18 protein-coding genes are annotated in these 19,803 nt (G+C 62.1%); 13 read left to right on the top strand and 5 right to left on the bottom strand.

Translation table 11 applies throughout. The features are described 5' to 3' along the window. The first annotated feature begins 193 nt into the window (after positions 1-193). From CAF79_RS04515 to CAF79_RS04530, 4 genes are all read left to right on the top strand, one after another. Positions 194-844 (top strand): DUF1120 domain-containing protein, encoded by a 651-nt coding sequence (locus tag CAF79_RS04515; RefSeq protein WP_085696836.1) that lies wholly within the window; start codon positions 194-196, stop codon positions 842-844. A 101-nt stretch (positions 845-945) separates the two neighbouring features. Next, entirely contained in the window at positions 946-1,656 is a 711-nt protein-coding gene (locus CAF79_RS04520; RefSeq protein WP_085696837.1) for a fimbria/pilus chaperone family protein, read from the top strand. Then, the gene (locus CAF79_RS04525) at positions 1,656-4,079 is read left to right on the top strand and encodes a fimbria/pilus outer membrane usher protein (protein WP_085696838.1); all 2,424 of its coding nucleotides are present in this window, start codon (positions 1,656-1,658) and stop codon (positions 4,077-4,079) included. The genes CAF79_RS04520 and CAF79_RS04525 overlap by 1 nt, the downstream gene beginning before the upstream one ends. A gap of 13 nt (positions 4,080-4,092) precedes the next feature. Continuing rightward, positions 4,093-4,620, top strand: a complete 528-nt coding sequence (locus tag CAF79_RS04530; protein WP_085696839.1) for a hypothetical protein — start codon at positions 4,093-4,095, stop codon at positions 4,618-4,620. Here CAF79_RS04530 and CAF79_RS04535 read toward each other — a convergent pair. Next, positions 4,617-6,038 (bottom strand): PLP-dependent aminotransferase family protein, encoded by a 1,422-nt coding sequence (locus CAF79_RS04535; RefSeq protein ID WP_085696840.1) that lies wholly within the window; start codon positions 6,036-6,038, stop codon positions 4,617-4,619. The genes CAF79_RS04530 and CAF79_RS04535 overlap by 4 nt on opposite strands. A gap of 179 nt (positions 6,039-6,217) precedes the next feature. On the opposite strand from CAF79_RS04535, the gene CAF79_RS04540 reads away from it, so the two are divergent. Then, a complete protein-coding gene (locus CAF79_RS04540) occupies positions 6,218-6,463 on the top strand; it encodes a DUF1127 domain-containing protein (RefSeq protein ID WP_085696841.1) in 246 nt (81 codons plus the stop codon). Between the two features lie 108 nt (positions 6,464-6,571). Here CAF79_RS04540 and CAF79_RS04545 read toward each other — a convergent pair whose 3' ends face one another. After that, complete coding sequence (locus CAF79_RS04545; RefSeq protein ID WP_085696842.1) at positions 6,572-7,882, bottom strand: FAD-binding oxidoreductase; 1,311 nt, start codon at positions 7,880-7,882, stop codon at positions 6,572-6,574. Positions 7,883-8,027: 145 nt separating this feature from the next. Between CAF79_RS04545 and CAF79_RS04550 the strand changes: the two genes are divergently transcribed. Continuing rightward, positions 8,028-8,381, top strand: a complete 354-nt coding sequence (locus tag CAF79_RS04550; protein ID WP_085696843.1) for a YkgJ family cysteine cluster protein — start codon at positions 8,028-8,030, stop codon at positions 8,379-8,381. A gap of 4 nt (positions 8,382-8,385) precedes the next feature. Here CAF79_RS04550 and CAF79_RS04555 read toward each other — a convergent pair whose 3' ends face one another. Next, a complete protein-coding gene (locus tag CAF79_RS04555) occupies positions 8,386-8,874 on the bottom strand; it encodes an Lrp/AsnC ligand binding domain-containing protein (RefSeq protein WP_003177284.1) in 489 nt (162 codons plus the stop codon). 154 nt (positions 8,875-9,028) lie between these two features. Between CAF79_RS04555 and dadA the strand changes: the two genes are divergently transcribed. From dadA to CAF79_RS04585, 6 genes are all read left to right on the top strand, one after another. Further along, the gene (gene dadA, locus CAF79_RS04560; RefSeq protein ID WP_085696844.1) at positions 9,029-10,333 is read left to right on the top strand and encodes a D-amino acid dehydrogenase; all 1,305 of its coding nucleotides are present in this window, start codon (positions 9,029-9,031) and stop codon (positions 10,331-10,333) included. Then, on the top strand, positions 10,305-10,658 hold the full coding sequence (locus CAF79_RS04565; RefSeq protein WP_085696845.1) for a RidA family protein: 354 nt from the start codon (positions 10,305-10,307) through the stop codon (positions 10,656-10,658). Before dadA ends, CAF79_RS04565 begins: the two co-directional genes overlap by 29 nt. A 95-nt stretch (positions 10,659-10,753) precedes the next feature. Beyond that, the gene (alr, locus tag CAF79_RS04570; protein ID WP_085612071.1) at positions 10,754-11,827 is read left to right on the top strand and encodes an alanine racemase; all 1,074 of its coding nucleotides are present in this window, start codon (positions 10,754-10,756) and stop codon (positions 11,825-11,827) included. A gap of 88 nt (positions 11,828-11,915) precedes the next feature. After that, positions 11,916-12,464, top strand: coding sequence for a cupin domain-containing protein (locus CAF79_RS04575; protein WP_003229444.1), 549 nt, complete (start codon positions 11,916-11,918; stop codon positions 12,462-12,464). Positions 12,465-12,645: 181 nt separating this feature from the next. After that, positions 12,646-13,062 carry a cytochrome c5 family protein gene (locus tag CAF79_RS04580; RefSeq protein ID WP_039765242.1) on the top strand — a complete coding sequence of 139 codons (417 nt, stop codon included), beginning with the start codon at positions 12,646-12,648 and terminating at the stop codon, positions 13,060-13,062. Between the two features lie 136 nt (positions 13,063-13,198). Beyond that, positions 13,199-15,121, top strand: coding sequence for an acetyl-CoA hydrolase/transferase C-terminal domain-containing protein (locus CAF79_RS04585; RefSeq protein WP_085696846.1), 1,923 nt, complete (start codon positions 13,199-13,201; stop codon positions 15,119-15,121). Positions 15,122-15,188: 67 nt separating this feature from the next. On the opposite strand, the gene CAF79_RS04590 is transcribed toward CAF79_RS04585, so the two are convergent. Together CAF79_RS04590 and rep are read right to left on the bottom strand one after the other, a co-directional pair. Further along, positions 15,189-15,761 (bottom strand): xanthine phosphoribosyltransferase, encoded by a 573-nt coding sequence (locus CAF79_RS04590; RefSeq protein ID WP_075946495.1) that lies wholly within the window; start codon positions 15,759-15,761, stop codon positions 15,189-15,191. A gap of 57 nt (positions 15,762-15,818) precedes the next feature. Then, complete coding sequence (gene rep, locus CAF79_RS04595) at positions 15,819-17,828, bottom strand: DNA helicase Rep (RefSeq protein ID WP_039765244.1); 2,010 nt, start codon at positions 17,826-17,828, stop codon at positions 15,819-15,821. 264 nt (positions 17,829-18,092) lie between these two features. Here rep and CAF79_RS04600 point away from each other — a divergent pair, with 264 nt between their 5' ends. Then, positions 18,093-19,763, top strand: a complete 1,671-nt coding sequence (locus CAF79_RS04600; protein ID WP_085696847.1) for a bifunctional diguanylate cyclase/phosphodiesterase — start codon at positions 18,093-18,095, stop codon at positions 19,761-19,763. Positions 19,764-19,803: the final 40 nt, after the last annotated feature.

Raw genomic sequence — 19,803 nt, forward strand, 5'->3', positions numbered from 1 at the left:
GAAGCATCTCGCCACAGAAATGTAGGATTCCGCCACTGAGTACAAATTGCCTATTCAACCAGTCGTAATTTCACTATTTGAGCGCTCCCGTTTCCTACAGATTTATCTCTCATAAGCCGCAATCATCATCCCGCTTAATTACATACCTGGTTTGCAGGGACTGAACTGTCAATCAAATGGAAGATTACGGCTTATGAAAAAGACATACCGTCTTGCAGTACTGGCGGCGGCGCTGCTGCCAACAATCGCAATGGCAGAAAGCGTTGACCTGAATGTCATCGGCACCATTATCCCGACCTCCTGCATTCCGGCATTTGCCGGTGGCAGCACGGTGGACCTGCGCAAGATTTCGGCGGCGACGCTGAATCCGACCACCCAGACCCTGTTGCCCGGTCGCGATGTGTCCCTGCACATCAATTGCGATGCGCCGGCGCCCGTGGAAGTGTCTGTGCGTGACAACCGCGCCGGCACCAAACTGCCGGGCATCAGTGATGGTACTGGCCAGAGCGATCCGGCGCTGTTTTACGGGCTGGGCGAAATCGGCGGTACGCGTATTGGTGGTTTCGCCTTGCGTCACGGTATTCCAGAGACCGACGGCAATGCCCAGACATTGCTGACCCGGACGCTGGCGGCCCCGGCATGGCGTGTGCCGAACAGTACGCTGGTCAGCAATGCGCCGCAGTTGTACTCGTGGGGCGCCAGTGCCGCGACCGGTCCGGTCGCTGCCCGCCACCACGGTTTCCCGATGCATCTGCTGCCGATCATCGGCCCAAGCAACGCCCTGCCGATTGCCAACGAAATCCCGCTGGACGGCTCCGTGACGTTCGACATGTTCTACCTCTGACGGCCGCGTCCCGGCGTCCCTCAGGCACCGGGACTGGCGGGTACACGCGAGCGCGATCCGGCGCCTGCCGGATCGCATTCAGGATTTCACGGATTATCCCGATGCTCATTTCTTTCAAGTCTGCTCTGAAGACGGCACTGCTGTGCCTGTCCGCATGGTTTTCAATGCCGCTGGCCCATGCCGCCGGAATGGTTCCGCAGACGCCGGTGCTGCTGGTGGAGGAGGGCATGGGTGAAGCGGTGATGAACGTGCGCAATACCGACACGCATCCCGCATTGCTGCACACCACCGTTGAAAACATCGAAGACAGTGACGACGTACTGCTGATCTTCACCCCGCCCATTGCCCGGGTCGAGCCGGGCGGCATTCAGCAAGTGCGATTCATTCTGCAAAACCGGCAACCGTTGAAGACCGAACGCCTGAAGCGGGTGATCTTCGAGGGGATCAGCCCGACCAGTGACGCCGCCGGAGCGCGGGTTGCTCTCGGTGTACGCCAGAACCTGCCGGTGATTCTGCGTCCTGCCGGTTTGCCGATCGAGCGCGAGCCATGGAAACGGTTGACCTGGTCAATGGACGCCTCGGGTGTGCAGGTCGTCAATCCGAGCCCCTATGTGGTCCGACTGGCGAAAACCATTGTGCCTTTGCCGGGCACCCGTTCGGTGAATCTGCCCAAGACCTACATCCTGCCCGGTGAGCGCCTGCACGCTGAGCTGCCACTGCACACCTCGACCCAGACGATGGCGGTCAGGATTTTCCCGGCCACGACTTACGGCTTTGCGGTCGACCATTACGACGCGCCGGTTACTCGCTGATGAAGGTCTGCGCTCGTTGGGGCGTGTTGCTGATCGCGGCCAACGGCACCGCGCTGGCGGCCGAACCGTTGGAGTTCGACGCCCGCGTGTTGAGAGACCGCGGCATCGATCCTGCGCTGGCGGCGTACTTTCGTGAGGCGCCGCGTTTCACCCAAGGCGAGCATTCCGTGGCACTTGAGGTCAACGGGCAGGCCAGAGGCCGTGTACGGATGACATTCAACGAGCGCGGCGAATTGTGTTTGCACACCCAGTGGATGAACGCTGCGGGCGTGCGTCCACCAGCTTCGATGGCCGGGCTGCAACCGGAACAATGCATGACGTTGACGGAGGGATTTCCCGAAGCGGTCGCGCAACTGGATCCGGGGCGCGAGCTGATTGATCTGCTGGTGCCGACCGACAGTCTGATGTTGCCGGCGCGTGCGCCCATCAATTTCGCTCATGGCGGTACGGCCGGCGTTTTCAACTACGACGCGTTGCTGGTCGGCAGCCAGCAAGACGGCCGGCACGACAGGTTTCAGAGCCTGGGCTCGGAGGTCGGCCTGAATGCCGGTGACTGGGTGCTGCGCAGCCGGCAGTCCTATACGTCGACTTCCGGCAACTCGCGGTTCGAGCACTTGTATGCCTACGGTGCGCGAACCCTGGAGGACGCCGAGGCCAGTCTGCAGATCGGGCAATTGAATCTCGCATCGACCTTGTTTGCCGGTGAGTCGTTCGACGGTGTGCAGATCGTGCCGGAAGCGGCATTCGCTCAGTTGCGAACGGCGCAGGACGGTGCGCGCGGGCAAGTGGAGGGCGTTGCCTATTCGCCGGCTCGCATCGAAGTCCGGCAGAACGGCGTGATGATCTACACCACCATGGTGCCGAGTGGGCCGTTCACGCTGCGAGCGCTGCCGTTGCTGAGCAACCGGATTGATCTGGACGTGACCGTCCACGAACAGGATGGGCAGGCGCGGCGCTTGCGCGTGCCGGCGGCCAGCCTTCACGAAGCGCAATGGGCCGGGCCGAGCGGGTTCAACTTTGCGCTGGGTACGGTGCGACGGTTGGGCTCGGACGACCGACCGACACCTTCTTTCACCGCGATCAGCAAGGATTGGGATTGGCAACAGGCCACCCGACTGACCGCCGGTGTACTGGGGGCAACCGACTACCTGTCGGCTGGCTGGGGCCTGCAACGGCAGTGGGCCGGTGGCTACGCACTGGGCGTAAAGCAGGTGTTGTCCGATGAAGGCTCCCGTGGCGTGAGGGGCAGCCAGACGCAATTGACGCTCGGTGCGCCGTTGTCCGAGAGCCTGTCGACGAGTCTGGTTGCGGTGCGTCAGAGCCGGAACTTTCGCACGCTGTCCGACACCGGTTGGGATCAAGACCTCCACCGCGCCGAATCCCCCGGTCGCGATCACCTGGTTTTTTCTGTCACGGGCTCGGCGGATCAATGGGGCGCATTCGGGGCGACCTGGTCACGCTATTCGACCCAGGGTGAACCGGCGCAGTCGCGTCTTGGCCTGTCGTGGTCTCGCACATGGCCTGAGCGCATCAGCCTGTCGTTGAACCTGGAACGCGCCATCGGCGATGCGGCGCCCGATCGCCTGGGCAACTCCGCCTACCTGACGCTGGGAATGGCGCTCGGAGGCCAGCGAAGGTTGCGTGGTTATTTGCGCCGTGATGACCGATCCGGCCTGCGCCGGGGCGTGGCCGTCAGCGACGTACTGGGTGAAAACCTGGCTTACAACGCCAACGCTGAATACCGCGATGAGACTGCGGCCAGTTATGGCGTGCGCTTCAATGCACTGCCGCGCTACACCAGCCTCGACGCAGGCGTCGGCCAGCGATCCGGCGCGACCGATTACGACGTGGGGCTGCGCGGTGGTGTAGCGCTGCATCGCGATGGCGCAACGTTGTCGCCCTATCCCCTGCGCGATACCTTCGGCGTTCTCAAGGCCGGTGACCGATCGGGCGTGAAACTGCACACGCCTCAAGGTCCGGTCTGGACCGATGGCTCGGGCCACGCAGTCGCGGCGAGCCTGCCGGCCTGGTCGACCGCACGGCTGGAAGTCGACCCGCGCAGCCTGTCGCGCAACGTTGAAGTGCTCGACGGGGTGAAGCAGGTGCAGCCTGCCCGCGGATCGGTGCAGCATCTGGACTTCTCGCTCGTCACGGTCCGGCACCTGTTGCTCAACGCCATGACCGTCGACCGGCAATGGCTGGCCAAGGGGTTGAGTGTTCACGATGAACAGGGCCGCTACCTGACAACGGTCCAGGACGGCGGAACGATTTTTCTGCCTGACGCAAAAGCGGGTCAGCGCCTGCATGTGCAGCTCCCTGACAACACGCGGTGCACGTTGCGTTTCCCGCTTTCCGAATCCCCTGAAGACAGCGCACTGATCGAGCGGGTCGATGCCACCTGCGCCCCGGCCGAACTGTCCTGAACGAGTGCATCTGATGAAATTTCTGCTGTTTCTGGTCGTGTTGCTGTGCCTGGTAGTTGAACCGGCGTCAGGTGCCGAAACGTGTCAGTCGAGCCTGTCGCCGGCGAGCATCAACCTGGGTAGCGCAACGCGCGCCGACCTGCTGCAACGCACGGCGCTCGATGGCCGGGGGCCGGGCTTCGGCCTGCGCAGCGTGCATTTGCGGGTGCAGTGCCCCGACGTGCGCTTGATGCGCTGGGCATTTGTCGCGCCCCCGGCCGATCCGCAGCGTTTCCGTTGGGCGGCGGGCATGCTGCAACTGCGTATCGTGGCAGTGCGTCTCGATGGTGTGGCGGTGCATTGGCGGCTGGACAGCGGTCAATCGGTCGAAGGCGATGTTCTGCGCCCGGGGATCCGCGTCGTCCCGTGGCGGGCGGACACCGGTGCCCGGGGCAGTCTGCTGGAAGTGGAGATGGAACTTGATGCGCGGGTGGATGACGCCTCAAGCCGCCCCGTCGATCCGGTGCGGTTTGAAGGTCAGGGCGCCTTTACGGTGGATTAATCGGCCTCGGCCAACAGCTTGATCGCGGCCGCGCCGACTTTGCGCACCGCCTCTTCGATCAGCGCTGTCGGTTTGGCCGCGTAGTTCATGCGCAGGCAATTGCGGTACTTGCCGGAGGCGGAAAAGATGCTGCCGACGGCAATCTGTACGCCCTGGTCGTGCAGCGCACGATTCAGTTTCAGCGTATCGAAACCTTCCGGCAATTCGACCCAGAGCATAAAGCTGCCTTGCGGTCGGCTGGCGCGGGTGCCGGCCGGGAAATAACGGGTCACCCAGTCGATCATCACGTCGCGATTGCGCTGGTATTGCGTGCGCATCCGCCGCAAATGTGGCTCGAAGTGCCCTGCCTTGAGAAATTCGGCGATGGCGATCTGCGGCTGTGGGGCTGTAGAACCGGTGCTGATGTATTTCATGTGCAGCACCCGTTCGAGATAGCGACCGGGCGCGACCCAGCCGATGCGCAGCCCCGGCGCGAGAGTCTTGGAAAACGAACTGCACAGTAAGACACGGCCATCTTCGTCGAAGGATTTGATCGTGCGCGGACGTGGATAGGTGTAGGCCAGTTCGCCATACACATCGTCCTCGATGATCGCCACGTCGAAGCGCTGGGCCAGGGTGAGGAGGGCGCGTTTACGCGACTCCGGCATGATGTAGCCAAGCGGGTTGTTGCAGTTGGGCGTGAGCTGGATGACCTTGATCGGCCATTGCTCCAACGCCAGTTCCAAGGCTTCGAGGCTGATGCCGGTGAGCGGGTCGGTGGGGATTTCCAGCGCTTTCATGCCCAGCCCCTTGAGGGTCTGCATGGCGCCGTGAAAGCTTGGTGAATCCACCGCGACGATGTCGCCGGGCTCGCAGATCGCGTGGATGCTGGTGGACAGCGCTTCGTGGCAACCGGTGGTGACCACCAGATCGCTGGCGCTCAACTGGCAGCCGGAATCGAGCATCAGCCGGGCGATCTGTTCGCGCAGTTCGAGGGTGCCGTGGATGTTGTCGTAATGCAGACCGGGCATGTCCTGACGGCGGCTGATACGGGCCAGACCGCGCAGCAGCGGTTTCATCGTCGGTGACGAGATATCCGGCATGCCGCGACCGAGTTGCACCACGTCCTTGCGCGGCACGGCGCGAATCAGTTCCAGCACCTGATCCCACTGGGAAATCTCCACCGGCCGTTGCGCCGGACGCCCGACCGCCGGCAGTTCCGGCAACTCGCGACCGACCGGCACGAAGTACCCGGACTTGGGTTTGGGCGTGGCCAGTCCGCTGTCTTCCAGCATTCGATAGGCCTGCTGCACCGTGCTCAGGCTGACCCCGTGTTCCACGCTCAGGGCGCGCACCGACGGCAGGCGATCACCAGGACGGTAGAAGCCTTGTTCGATGCGGGTGCCGAGCAGTTCGGCAAGGTTCACGTACAGGGTCATGGCACTGCCTCGATGCAGGTGATTCGAAAAACCAGTACAGATGCGGAGTAAATCGACAATTCAGTCTCGGGAACAACAAATCTGTATGGAAATAATACAGATGTGTTGAATCTGTAATGCTTTTGCTCGCCCGCGCATCATGGAATCTCTGGCTACCCAAGTAAACAGGAGCGACAAAAATGAACGGCTTGAGCGATGTGCGGCTGACGTTACACAGTCAGGAACTGGAGGCTGGGCAACAGGACAACGCGCGCAATGAGATCCTGCGCAACGCACCGTCCGGCCTGAGTCGCTGGGGTCTGTTCTGGCATCGTCTGCACACGCGCAAGGCGTTGCTGCGCCTGACGCCGGAACAGCTCAAGGATATCGGGCTGACCCGCGAACAGGCGCTGGAGGAGGGGTTGAAGCCGTTCTGGCGGATTTAGAGGGATCGTTCCCACGCTTTGCGTGGGAACGCCGCCCCGGACGCTCCGCGTCCGCTGTGACGCAGAGCGTCACTGGATGCATTCCCACGCAGGAGCGTGGGAACGAGCTCACACCAGCTCTTTAAGGCGATGCCACAACATCCCCAACGCCAGCAGCGGCGAACGAAGATGCTTGCCGCCGGGGAAGGTGATGTGTGGCACTTTGGCGAACAGGTCGAAGCCACCGCCGTGCTGGCCGCTGATGGCCTCGGCCAGCAGCTTGCCCGCCAGGTGCGTGGCATTCACGCCGTGACCGGAATAGGCCTGGGCGTAATACACATTCGGCTGGTCGGCGAGCCGGCCAATCTGCGGCAGACGGTTGGCGCCGATGCCGATCATCCCGCCCCACTGATAATCGATCTTCACCGAGGCCAGTTGCGGAAAGACTTCGAGCATCTTCGGCCGCATGTACGCGCCGATATCCTTCGGGTCACGCCCGGAGTAATGGCACGCGCCGCCGAACAGCAGGCGCCGGTCCGCCGAGAGCCGGTAGTAGTCGAGCGCCACTCGCTGGTCGCAGACCGCCATGTTCTGCGGCAGCAGGTTGTGGGCCTGCTCCTCGCTCAGCGGTTCGGTGGCGATGATGTAGCTGCCGGCCGGCAGCACCTTGCCGCTGAGTTGTGGATTCAGATTGTTGAGATAGGCATTGCAGCCGAGTACCAGGGTTTTTGCCCGCACCGAGCCTTGCGCGGTGTGCACGCGGACTTCGGGGCCGTAATCGATGCGGGTCACCGCCGATTGCTCGAACAGCTTCACCCCCGCTTGCTGCGCCGCGGCGGCTTCGCCGAGTGCCAGGTTCAGCGGGTGCAGATGCCCGGAACCCATGTCGATCAAACCGCCTACGTAGCGTCTGGAACCGACCACGGTGTGCATCTCGTTCGCCTGCAGCAGACGTGTTTCATGGCGATAACCGAGGCTGCGCAACTCTTCGGCGTCTTCGGCAAAACCTTCCAGGTCGGAGGGTTTGTTGGCGAGGTCGCAGTAACCCCAGGTCAGGTCGCAGGGGATCTGAAATTTCTCGACGCGCCGGCGGACGATTTCCACCGCTTCCAGGCCCATGAGTTTCATCTGCCGCACGCCGTCGGCGCCGATCACGTTGGCGAACTGATCGAGGCCGTGACCGACCCCGCGAATCAGTTGCCCGCCATTGCGACCGCTGGCGCCCCAGCCGATCCGGTGCGCTTCCAGCAGCACCACGCTCAAACCCCGTTCAGCCAATTCCAGCGCGGTGTTCAGCCCGGAGAAACCGCCACCGACCACGCACACGTCGGCGATCAGTTCACCTTGCAGCACCGGATGGTCGGGTTGCGGCAGGCTGCTGGCGGCGTAGTAAGAGGCAACGTGGTGCTGGCTCGCGGTGGCTTGGGCGCGGGCATTCATGGGCGTCATCCTGAGCGGGTGTCGAGAAAATTTGACGGAGCATAAGCCGCAGGCCCGAGGCCGGGCAACATTGGTCGGCCCGTGGTGTCTGGAACACGGCTTTTGCGGCACAATTGCCGCCTATTTCGCTCCGGTTAATGCTGCAATGAGCTGCAACAGTCAGAAAATCCGCACCCTGCGTCAGCAGATTCCCACGTTCGAGTGCGTGCCAGGCTGCCATGACTGTTGCGGGCCGGTGACCACCTCACCCGAGGAAATGTCCCGCCTCCCGCGCAAGACGCGCGCCGAGCAGGACGCGGCCATGGAAGCACTCAACTGTGTGCACCTGGGGCCGAATGGCTGCACGGTGTATGACGAGCGGCCGTTGATCTGTCGGTTGTTCGGAACGACCCAGACCTTGCCGTGCCCCAACGGCCGGCGGCCGGTGGAGCTGATTCACCCGAGGGTCGAGAAGCAGGTGTTCGAGTACATGGCGGAAAACCGACAGGTGCTGGTCTGAGCGTTCAGTCCGGAATCGGCAGGCTCAGGCTCTCTTTCACTTCTTCCATCACGATGTAGCTCTTGGATTCGCGCACGTGCGGCAGCTTGAGCAGGATGTCGCCCAGCAGCTTGCGGTACGAGGCCATCTCGGAAATCCGCGCCTTCACCAGATAGTCGAAATCCCCTGACACCAGATGGCATTCCAGCACGTGGGGCAATTTCAGCACCGCACGTCGGAACTCCTCGAAAGTATCGCCGGATTTGTAGTCGAGGCTGATCTCGACGAACACCAGCAGGCTACCCTTCAAGTGCTGCGGATTGAGGCGGGCGTTGTAGCCCATGATGATTCCCTCACGCTCCAGGCGCCGCACCCGCTCGGTACACGGCGTGGTGGAGAGCCCGACCTTCTCACCCAGTTCGGTGAATGAAATCCGCCCGTCCGCCTGCAGAATCCGCAAGATGTTGCGGTCGATCTTGTCCAGCTCACGTTTGGTCTGAGTGTTGGTACGCATAGGGGATGCGCCTCCGTGAAAAGGGTTTTTGCCGAGAATTGTCGCCAAATATAGGCGCTTATACAGTGAAAAGCACTGGCGAATCTTTTTTACACTGCGCGCATCATTGCTCTAACAACAGACGTACGCGGCACGCCGCGAGAGGGATACAAAAATGCGCGTTATGGTCTTGGGTAGCGGCGTCATCGGTACCGCCAGTGCTTACTATCTGGCCCGTGCCGGGTTTGAAGTGGTGGTGGTCGACCGGCAGCCCGCCGCGGCCATGGAGACCAGTTTCGCCAACGCAGGCCAGGTCTCGCCGGGCTACGCCTCGCCGTGGGCTGCGCCGGGCGTGCCCCTCAAGGCCATCAAGTGGCTGCTGCAACGTCACGCGCCGCTGGCGATCAAGGCCACTGCCGACATCGACCAATACTTGTGGATGGCGCAGATGCTGCGTAACTGCACCGCCAACCGTTACGCGGTGAACAAGGAGCGCATGGTCCGCCTGTCCGAGTACAGCCGTGACTGCCTGGACGAATTGCGCGCCGAGACCGGCATCGCCTACGAAGGCCGCAGCCTCGGTACGACTCAGTTGTTCCGCACCCAGGCGCAACTGGATAACGCCGCCAAGGACATCGCCGTATTGAAAGAGTCCGGCGTGCCGTTTGAAGTGCTCGACCGCGCCGGCATTGCCCGCGTCGAACCGGCTCTGGCGGGTGTCACCGACATCCTCGCCGGTGCCCTGCGCCTGCCGAACGACCAGACCGGTGACTGCCAGATCTTCACCACTCGCCTCGCCGAAATGGCCACCAGACTGGGTGTGGAATTCCGTTTCGGTCAGGACATCCAGCGCCTCGACTTCGCCGGCGACCGCATCAACGGCGTGTGGATCGACGGCAAGCTGGAAACCGCCGACCGCTACGTACTCGCCCTCGGCAGTTACTCGCCGCAACTGCTCAAGCCGCTGGGTATCAAGGCCCCGGTGTATCCGTTGAAGGGCTACTCGCTGACCGTGCCGATCACCAATCCGGACATGGCCCCGACGTCGACCATTCTCGACGAGACCTACAAGGTCGCGATCACCCGTTTCGACAACCGCATCCGCGTCGGCGGCATGGCGGAGATCGCCGGTTTTGACCTGTCGCTGAACCCGCGCCGGCGCGAAACCCTGGAGATGATCGTCAACGACCTTTATCCTCGGGGCGGCAATCTGGCCGAAGCGAGTTTCTGGACCGGCCTGCGCCCAACCACCCCGGATGGCACGCCGATCGTCGGTGCCACCCCGTTCAAGAACCTGTTCCTGAACACCGGTCACGGCACCCTCGGCTGGACCATGGCGTGCGGCTCCGGTCGCTTGCTGGCCGACCTGATGGCGAAGAAAAAACCTCAGATCAGCGCCGAAGGCCTCGATATTTCCCGTTATGGCAACACCACCCAGGAGTCCGCGAAGCATGGCAATCCAGCGCCAGCTCACCAATGAGCGCATGAGTCAGATCGTCAGCCACAACGGTACGGTGTATTTGTCCGGGCAGGTCGGCGATGACTTCAATGCCGGTGTCGAACAGCAGACCCGCGACGTACTCGCCAACATCGAGCGTCTGCTCGATCTGGCCGGCACCGACAAGCAACATCTGCTGTCGGCGACGATCTACCTGAAGGACATCGAGGCGCACTTTGCCGGCATGAACTCGGTGTGGGACCAGTGGCTGCCCAAGGGAGCCGCCCCGGCCCGCGCCACGGTGGAAGCGAAGATGGCCAAGCCGAGCATCCTGGTCGAGATCTCCATCGTCGCTGCATTACCGTAACCCGTTGTAAAGATCCCTCTCCCGGTGCTGTTGGCGGTTCACGCCGTCAGCCAGCGCCGGTTTTTATTTCCATGACCGCCAAGAAGTCTGCTGCCATGCGTCCTGCCCGTGCCCTGATCGACCTTCAAGCCCTGCGTCACAACTACCGTATCGCCCGTGAAGTTACCGGTGCCAAGGCACTGGCGGTGATCAAGGCCGATGCCTATGGCCATGGTGCAGTGCGTTGTGCCCAGGCGCTGGAAGCTGAAGCGGACGGCTTCGCGGTGGCGTGCATCGAAGAAGCGCTGGAGCTGCGTGCTGCCGGGATTCGTGCACCGGTGCTGTTGCTCGAAGGCTTTTTCGAGGCGGACGAACTGGCGCTGATCGTCGAGCACGATTTCTGGTGCGTGGTGCATTCGCTGTGGCAGCTCGAAGCTATCGAGCAGGCGGCATTGAGCAAACCGATCACCGTGTGGCTGAAGCTCGATTCGGGCATGCACCGTGTCGGCCTGCATCCGAAGGATTACCCGGCGGCTTACCAGCGTTTGCTGGCCAGCGGCAAGGTGGCGAAAGTCGTGCTGATGAGCCACTTCGCCCGGGCCGATGAGCTGCACGAGCAGAGCAGCGCCGATCAGGTTGCGGTGTTCGAAGCGGCACGTCAGGGGCTGGCGGCTGAAGTCAGCCTGCGCAACTCGCCGGCGGTGCTGGGCTGGCCGCAGATTCACAGCGACTGGGTGCGCCCGGGCATCATGCTCTACGGCGCCACCCCGTTCGAAGAAGCCAACGCCGTGGCCGAGCGTCTGCAACCGGTGATGACGCTGGAGTCGAAAGTCATCAGCGTGCGCGAACTGCCGGCCGGCGAGCCGGTGGGCTACGGCGCCAAATTCATCACCGACAAACCGATGCGCATCGGCGTGGTCGCCATGGGTTACGCCGACGGTTATCCGCGTCAGGCGCCGACCGGCACCCCGGTGCTGGTGGCCGGCCAGCGCAGCCGCATTCTTGGCCGGGTGTCGATGGACATGCTGTGCATCGACCTGACCGACGTGCCGCAAGCCGGCCTCGGTTCGACTGTCGAGCTGTGGGGCAAAAACATCCTCGCCAGCGACGTGGCGAAGTGGGCGGACACCATTCCTTACCAGATCTTCTGCAACCTGCGTCGAGTGCCAAGGCTCTATTCCGAGGGTTGAAGCGCAAGCGGGGCCCAAGTGTTGTAAATACTGAACGCTGTCGCCATGATAACGCTCAATATTTCTACAGCATCAGGAGGCTCCCGCCTTGGACGTCGGTGAACGACTGCAATCGATCCGCAAGCTCAAAGGACTGTCCCAGCGTGAACTCGCCAAGCGCGCGGGCGTCACCAACAGCACCATTTCGATGATCGAAAAGAACAGCGTCAGCCCTTCGATCAGTTCGCTGAGGAAAGTTCTGGGCGGGATTCCCATGTCCATGGTCGAGTTCTTTTCCGAAGAGATCCTGCAGGAAAAACCGACTCAGATCGTCTACAAGGCCAACGAGCTGATCGACATTTCCGACGGCGCCGTGACCATGAAACTGGTCGGTCGCGCGCACCCGAGCCGGGCCATCGCGTTCCTCAATGAAATCTATCCGCCGGGCGCCGATACCGGCGAGGAAATGCTCACCCACGAAGGCGAGGAAACCGGGATTCTGGTGGAAGGGCGCCTGGAGCTGGTGGTGGGTCTTGAAACTTTTATCCTCGAAGCTGGCGACAGCTACTACTTTGAAAGTACCAAGCCGCATCGTTTCCGTAATCCGTTCGATGCGCCGGCGCGACTAATCAGCGCAGCCACGCCGGCGAATTTTTAAACAAAGAGGCGCCAGGCCACACGGCGAAGGCACCCGAACCGTTGTTCCACAGCGCGATATAACCCCTTCGACTTTGGGGTTGTTTCAGTGAAGCGGGCTAACCGCTATACTTGCGCCCGCCTGCGAACCGTGGCCGCAGGCGTGAATAGCCACCATTGAGGGTGAACGCGTGAACCTAATTATGAAAATGCTGGCTGCACCAGCAACCGTACTGGCCCTCTGGGCTGTCAGCGCTCAAGCTGCGACGAATGACGACATTGCCAAACGCCTCGAGCCGGTCGGCCAGGTGTGTGTTCAAGGGCAAGAGTGCAAGGGGATGGAAGTCGCTGCTTCGGCAGGCGGCGGTGGCGGTGCCAAGACGCCGGACGAAGTGATTGCCAAACATTGCAACGCTTGCCACGGCTCCGGCCTGTTGGGCGCACCGAAAATCGGTGACACCGCGGCCTGGAAAGAGCGCGCCGATCACCAGGGCGGCCTCGACGGCATCCTGGCCAAGGCCATCACCGGCATCAACTCCATGCCACCGAAAGGCACCTGCGCCGACTGCTCCGATGAAGAGCTGAAGGGCGCGATCCAGAAGATGTCCGGCCTGAAATAAGCCGCGCTTTCGACGAAAAAAACCGTCTTCGGACGGTTTTTTTGTACGCGCGATTTGGGCCTGAGGCTGTTCTTTGCAGCAAACAACCGGCAATCTCGGTCGTACCTCTATTCACGGAACGGGCAGGAGGCTTCAGATGGTGCAGTTGTGTTCGATCGAACAGGCAGTGGACGACGTACTGGCGCGGTTGCCGGCGCATATCCACATGGGCCTGCCGCTGGGGCTGGGCAAACCCAACCCCTTCGTCAACGCGCTGTACCGCCGCATCGCCGGTTTGCCCGAACGGCAACTGACGATCTACACCGCCCTGTGCCTCGGCCGTCCGGCGTTGGGCGATGGGTTGCAGAAGCGCTTAATCGAACCCTTCGTCGAGCGGGTGTTTGGCGATTACCCGGAGCTGGACTTCCTCGCCGACCTGCACCGCGACAGCCTGCCGTCCAACATTCGCATCGAACAGTTCTTCATGCAGCCCGGCAGCCTGCTCAACAGTGCGCCGGCCCAGCAGGATTACGTCAGCAGCAACTACAGCCACGCGGCCCGCGACATCAATGCCGCCGGCCTGAACCTGGTGGCGCAGTTGCTCGCCAGCAGCAGCGAACATCCCGATCGCCTGAGCCTGAGCTGCAACCCGGACATCACCCTCGACCTGTTCCCGATGATCGCCAGACGCCGGGCAGCGGGGGAGACCATTCTGCTGGTCGGCCAGGTACATACCGAGTTGCCGTACATGCCGGGCGATGCCGAAGTCGATATCGACAACTTCGACCTGCTGATCGATGAAAAGGACAGCAGCACGCTGTTTTCCACGCCGAACATGCCCGTCGGGTTTCAGGATCACTTCATCGGTCTGCACGCCAGCACCCTGGTGCGCGATGGCGGCACCTTGCAGATCGGCATCGGTTCGATGGGCGATGCGCTGACCGCTGCGTTGCTGGCGCGTCAGGCTGACAACGCTTCGTACAAGCACTTGCTGAGCGATGTGAACCTCAGCCAGTGGGCACAGTTAATCGAACGCGAGGGCGGCATCGAGCCGTTCGCCAAGGGCCTGTACGGTTGCAGCGAAATGTTCGTCAACGGCCTGCTGGTGCTGGCCGAAGCCGGGATCATCCGGCGCAAGGTCTACCCGGATGTGCAGACTCAGGAGCAGGCCAACGCCGGGACTCTCGACGAGGCGGCGCAAACCGACGGCTTGTCGATTCACGGTGGTTTCTTCCTCGGGCCGCGCAGTTTCTATGAGCGCTTGCGCGAGTTGCCGCTGAGCAAACGCCTCGAATTCAACATGACCCGTATCAGCTACATCAACGAGCTGTATGGTCAGGAAGAGCTCAAGCGCCTGCAACGCCTCGATGCGCGCTTCATCAACACCGTGTTCACCATGACCCTGCTGGGCGCCGGGGTGGCGGATCAACTGGAAGACGGGCGGGTGCTCAGCGGCGTCGGCGGGCAGTACAACTTCGTTGCCCAGGGCCATGCGCTGCACGATGCGCGGTCGATTCTGCTGCTGCGCAGCTGGCGCGAGTCCGGCGGCGATGTCAGTTCGAACATTGTCTGGGAGTACGGCCACTGCACGATTCCACGGCACCTGCGTGACATCGTGGTCACCGAGTACGGCATCGCCGACCTGCGCGGCAAATCGGATGCGGTGGTGATCGAGGCGCTGTTGAACATCAGCGACTCGCGCTTCCAGCAAGGCCTGATCGAACAGGCGCAGAAGGTCGGCAAGCTGCCGAAGGATTTCCGTCTCGATCCGCGCTTTACCGACAACACCCCACAACGCTTGCAGGCGATTGCCGCACGGCATCCGAACCTGTTTCCGGAATATCCGCTGGGCTGTGATTTCACTGAGGTCGAGAAGGATCTGTTACGGGCGCTGAACTGGCTCAAGAGCAAATTCAAGCTGACCGAGATTCTGGAACTGGGCAAGGCCGCGCTGGATGCGCCGCAGGCTTCGCTGTATCCGGAGCATTTGGCGCGCATGCAGCTGACCCACCCGGAAGGCCTGAAGGAAGATCTGTTTCAGCGGTTATTGCTTACGGGCCTGAAGGCCACCGCGCAGTAACCGCTACACAAAACACTGTGGGAGCGAGCTTGGTCCCACAAGTATTGCGGCGCAGTTGAGTCAGTGATCAGTCGATGAAGGTCACGACGCCGCCCGCCAGCGACTTCACGCGAGCCAGCGACTCGACGCGGTAACCCTGCGAATCCAGTTCCGCACGGCCGCCCTGGAACGATTTCTCGATCACGATGCCCAGGCCCGCGACGGTGGCGCCGGCCTGTTTGATGATCGAGATCAGCGCCTGGGATGCCTTACCGTTGGCCAGGAAGTCGTCGATGATCAGCACGCGGTCGCTGCTGGTCAGGTGACGCGGGGAGATGGCCACGGTGCTTTCGGTCTTCTTGGTGAACGAGTAGACCGTCGCCGACAGCAGGTTTTCAGTCAGGGTCAGGGACTGTTGCTTGCGGGCGAAGATCACCGGCACGCCGAGGTTCAGACCGGTCATGATCGCCGGGGCGATGCCGGACGCTTCGATGGTGACGATCTTGGTGATGCCCGAATCCTTGAACAGCGTGGCGAATTCGTCGCCGATCAGCTTCATCAGGGCCGGGTCGATCTGGTGGTTCAGGAAGGCGTCGACCTTCAGGACCTGGTCGGAAAGCACAATGCCTTGTTCGCGGATTTTCTGGTGCAGGGCTTCCATGAAGCTGTCCTCTGTTGGCGCCTTGTGCGCCCTAAGGTTTTAAAAAAGTGGTCAATTCTAGCGCTTTAACATCGCGCGTATATCTGCCAATGCGCTATTGCCCCGCACGGCTTTGACTTCGGTCGGTGTGTCGTCGTTGCCTTCCCAGGCCAGGTCGTCCGGCGGCAGCTCATCGAGGAAGCGGCTGGGCGCGCAGTCGATGATCTCGCCGTACTGTTTGCGCTTGGCGGCGAAGGTGAACGCGAGGGTCTGGCGCGCGCGGGTGATGCCCACGTAGGCCAGTCGGCGTTCTTCTTCGATGGTGTCGGCTTCGATGCTGGAGCGGTGCGGGAGGATTTCCTCTTCCATGCCCATGATGAACACGTAAGGAAATTCCAGGCCCTTGGACGCATGCAGGGTCATCATCTGCACGCCTTCGGCGCCGTCCTCTTCTTCCTGCTGACGTTCGAGCATGTCGCGCAGAACGAGTTTGCCGATGGCATCCTCGACGGTCATTTCGCCGTCTTCGTCTTTTTCCAGGGTGTTCTTCAAGGCTTCGATCAGGAACCAGACGTTGCTCATCCGGTAGTCCGCGGCCTTGTCGCTGGAACTGTTGGTGCGCAGCCAGTTCTCGTAGTCGATGTCCATGACCATGCTGCGCAGGGCGGAGATCGGGTCTTCGCCGGCGCACTGCTCGCGCACCTTGTCCATGAAACGCTTGAAGCGCGACAGGCGATCGGTGAAGCGGCTGTCCAGATGCTCGCCCAGGCCGAGTTCGTCGGTGGCGGCGTACATCGAGATCTTGCGTTCGGTGGCGTAGTTGCCGAGTTTTTCCAGGGTCGTAGAGCCGATCTCGCGGCGCGGCACGTTGATCACCCGCAGGAAGGCGTTGTCGTCGTCCGGGTTCACGATCAGTCGGAAGTAGGCCATCAGGTCTTTCACTTCCTGGCGGCCGAAGAAGCTGTTGCCGCCGCTCAGACGGTACGGCACCTGATGGTGCTGCAGTTTCAGCTCGATCAGCTTGGCCTGGTAGTTGCCGCGATAGAGGATCGCGAAATCGCTGTACGGGCGGTCGGTGCGCAAGTGCAGGCTGAGAATTTCCATCGCCACGCGCTCGGCTTCGGCGTCCTCGTTGCGGCAGCGGATCACGCGGATCTCGTCGCCGTGGCCCATCTCACTCCACAGCTGCTTCTCGAATTCGTGCGGGTTGTTCGAGATCAGCACGTTGGCGCAGCGCAGGATGCGGCTGGTGGAGCGGTAGTTCTGCTCCAGCATCACCACTTTCAGGGACGGATAGTCGTCCTTGAGCAGCATCAGGTTTTCCGGCCGCGCGCCGCGCCAGGCGTAGATCGACTGGTCGTCGTCGCCCACCACGGTGAACTGGTTACGCTTGCCGATGAGCATTTTCACCAGCAGGTACTGGCTGGCGTTGGTGTCCTGATATTCATCCACCAGCAGGTAACGCACTTTGTTCTGCCACTTTTCGAGGATGTCGGCGTGCTCTTCGAAGAGCTTCACCGGCAGCAGGATCAGGTCGTCGAAGTCCACCGCGTTGAACGCCTTGAGCGTGCGCTGGTAGTGGGTGTAGACGATGGCGGCAGTCTGTTCCTTCGGGTTGCGGGCGTTTTCCAGGGCCTGGGCCGGCAGGATCAGGTCGTTTTTCCAGGCGCCGATCATGTTCTTGATCTCGTCGACGCCGTCGTCGCCTGCGTATTCCTTTTGCATGATGTCGGTCATCAGCGACTTGACGTCGGTTTCGTCGAAGATCGAGAAACCGGGTTTGTAGCCCAGCCGTTCATGTTCCTTGCGGATGATGTTCAGGCCCAGGTTGTGGAAGGTGCAGACCGTCAGGCCGCGACCTTCGCCGGGGCGCAGCAGGGTGCCGACCCGTTCCTTCATCTCGCGCGCGGCCTTGTTGGTGAAGGTCATGGCGACGATGTACTGGGCGCGGATGCCGCAGTTCTGGATCAGGTGCGCAATCTTGCGCGTGATCACGCTGGTCTTGCCGGAGCCAGCACCGGCGAGCACCAATAGAGGGCCGCCGACGTAGTTCACGGCTTCTTGCTGCCGGGGATTGAGTCGGGACATACGGAAATTCGGGAGTCGTTGACGAAATGGGCCGGCATTTTAACAGGCTCAGCGATTTGTGCTGCTCTCTCCGACTTGTGACGCAGCACGCGATTGAAATTTGCCGGTTTTGTTACTTTCACGCAGGATGCGCGGTGATTTTGCGGCTAATGTTCTCATTCGTGACACAAAATAACGTTTTGATATCCGTTGTCGTTTGGTCATTGGTTGCCGCAACGGCATAATGCCCGCCGCCCACATCATTGCAGAGTCTAGGGAGTCAGCTTGACTACGCCTGTCGAACCCTTGCGTTTGCTGCTACTGGCCGAAGAGCCAGCGTGGACAGCGTTATTGCGCGAGTGTCTGGCTCCGTTGGGGAGTGCGGCGGTGCTGATCAGCGCGCCGAACTGGGAGTCGGTCAGCAGCCTGTTCGAAGACAACCGCCACGCGGTGTTGTTGACCGTTCCCGCGTTGCAGCCGGCGCCCGGCCGTTGCAGCCTGCCGACGGTATTGCTTTTGGAACAGGAGCCGGCGACCGCGCCCGATGGCGTCAGCGACTGGCTGGTGTTCGATGCCCTCGATGCCGGCATGCTCCGGCGTTGCCTGCGGCATGTGCGCGAACGCGGCGTGCTGGAAAACACCCTGCAACGCCTGGCCGAACAGGATCCGCTGACCGGCATCGCCAACCGCCAGGGCTTCCAGACCCTGCTCACGGCGCGCCTCGCCGAAAACGACGGTCGCGGCCTGGCCCTCGGCCACCTCGATCTCGACAACTTCCGCCACGCCAACGACGCCCTCGGCCATCAGGCCGGCGATCGCCTGATCCTGCAAGTCGTCGCACGGCTGAAAAGTCAGCTGGAAGTCGGCGATCAACTGGCACGCCTGGGCAGCGACGAATTCGCCCTGCTGATCGACACCCGCCGCGCCCCGCAACGGGCGGAATGGATGGCCGAACGCATCACCGAAGCCCTGGCCGAACCTTATTGGGTCGATGGCGAAAGCCTGTTGATCGGTTCCAGCCTCGGCATCGCTCATGCCCGGGCCCAGGGCGGTGCCGATCCGCTGATGTGGCACGCGCACATCGCCATGCAACAGGCCAAGAGCACCCAGGGCTGCACGTTTCACATCTTCAACGAACGGATCAACCGCAACGCGCGGAGCATGGCCGACCTCGAAAGCGAGCTGCGCCGGGCCTTGCGCCGCGATGAGCTGGAGCTGCATTACCAGCCGCGTCTGAATCTGCAGGATGGCCAGATCGTCGGCCTCGAAGCGCTGGTGCGCTGGCGTCACAGTGAGCGCGGCTTGCTTGCGCCGAGCGAATTTGTGCCGCTGGCCGAGCAGAGCGGCCTGATTGTGCCGCTGGGTTATTGGGTGATTTCCCGGGCCCTGCGTGACATGCAGGCGTTGCGCGAGCGCGGTCTGCCGGCGCTGCACATGGCGATCAACCTGTCGTTCCGCCAGTTTCAGGACAGCCAGTTGCTGCCGACGCTCAGCCGCTTGATCGCCGAGCGCGGTGTCGAGGCGCAATGGCTGGAATTCGAACTCACCGAAACCGCCGTGATGCGCCGCAGCGATCTGGTCAAGCAGACCATGGACGCGCTCGGTCGACTCGGCGTGCGTTTTTCGCTGGATGACTTCGGCACCGGGTTCTCGTCGTTCGTGCACCTCAACAGCCTGCCGATCACCTTGCTGAAGATCGACAAGAGTTTCGTCGGCGGCATGGAGCAACGCGAAGAAAACCGCAAACTGGTGCACGCGATGATCAACCTCGCGCACAACCTGCACCTGGAAGTGGTGGCCGAAGGGGTGGAAACCCGCGAGCAACTGGATCTGTTGCGCGGTTTCGGTTGCGATCAGGTGCAGGGGTATCTGATCAGCAAGCCGCTGCCGTTGGCCGAGCTGGTTGAGTATCTGGTGGCTGATGCCAGTCAGCCGCCGCTGGGTATCGTGGTTTAGCCTCAAATACCTGTGGGAGCGAGCTTGCTCCCTCAGGGAA

It is taken from the genome of Pseudomonas sp. B26(2017) (assembly GCF_002113045.1).
Taxonomy (GTDB): domain Bacteria; phylum Pseudomonadota; class Gammaproteobacteria; order Pseudomonadales; family Pseudomonadaceae; genus Aquipseudomonas.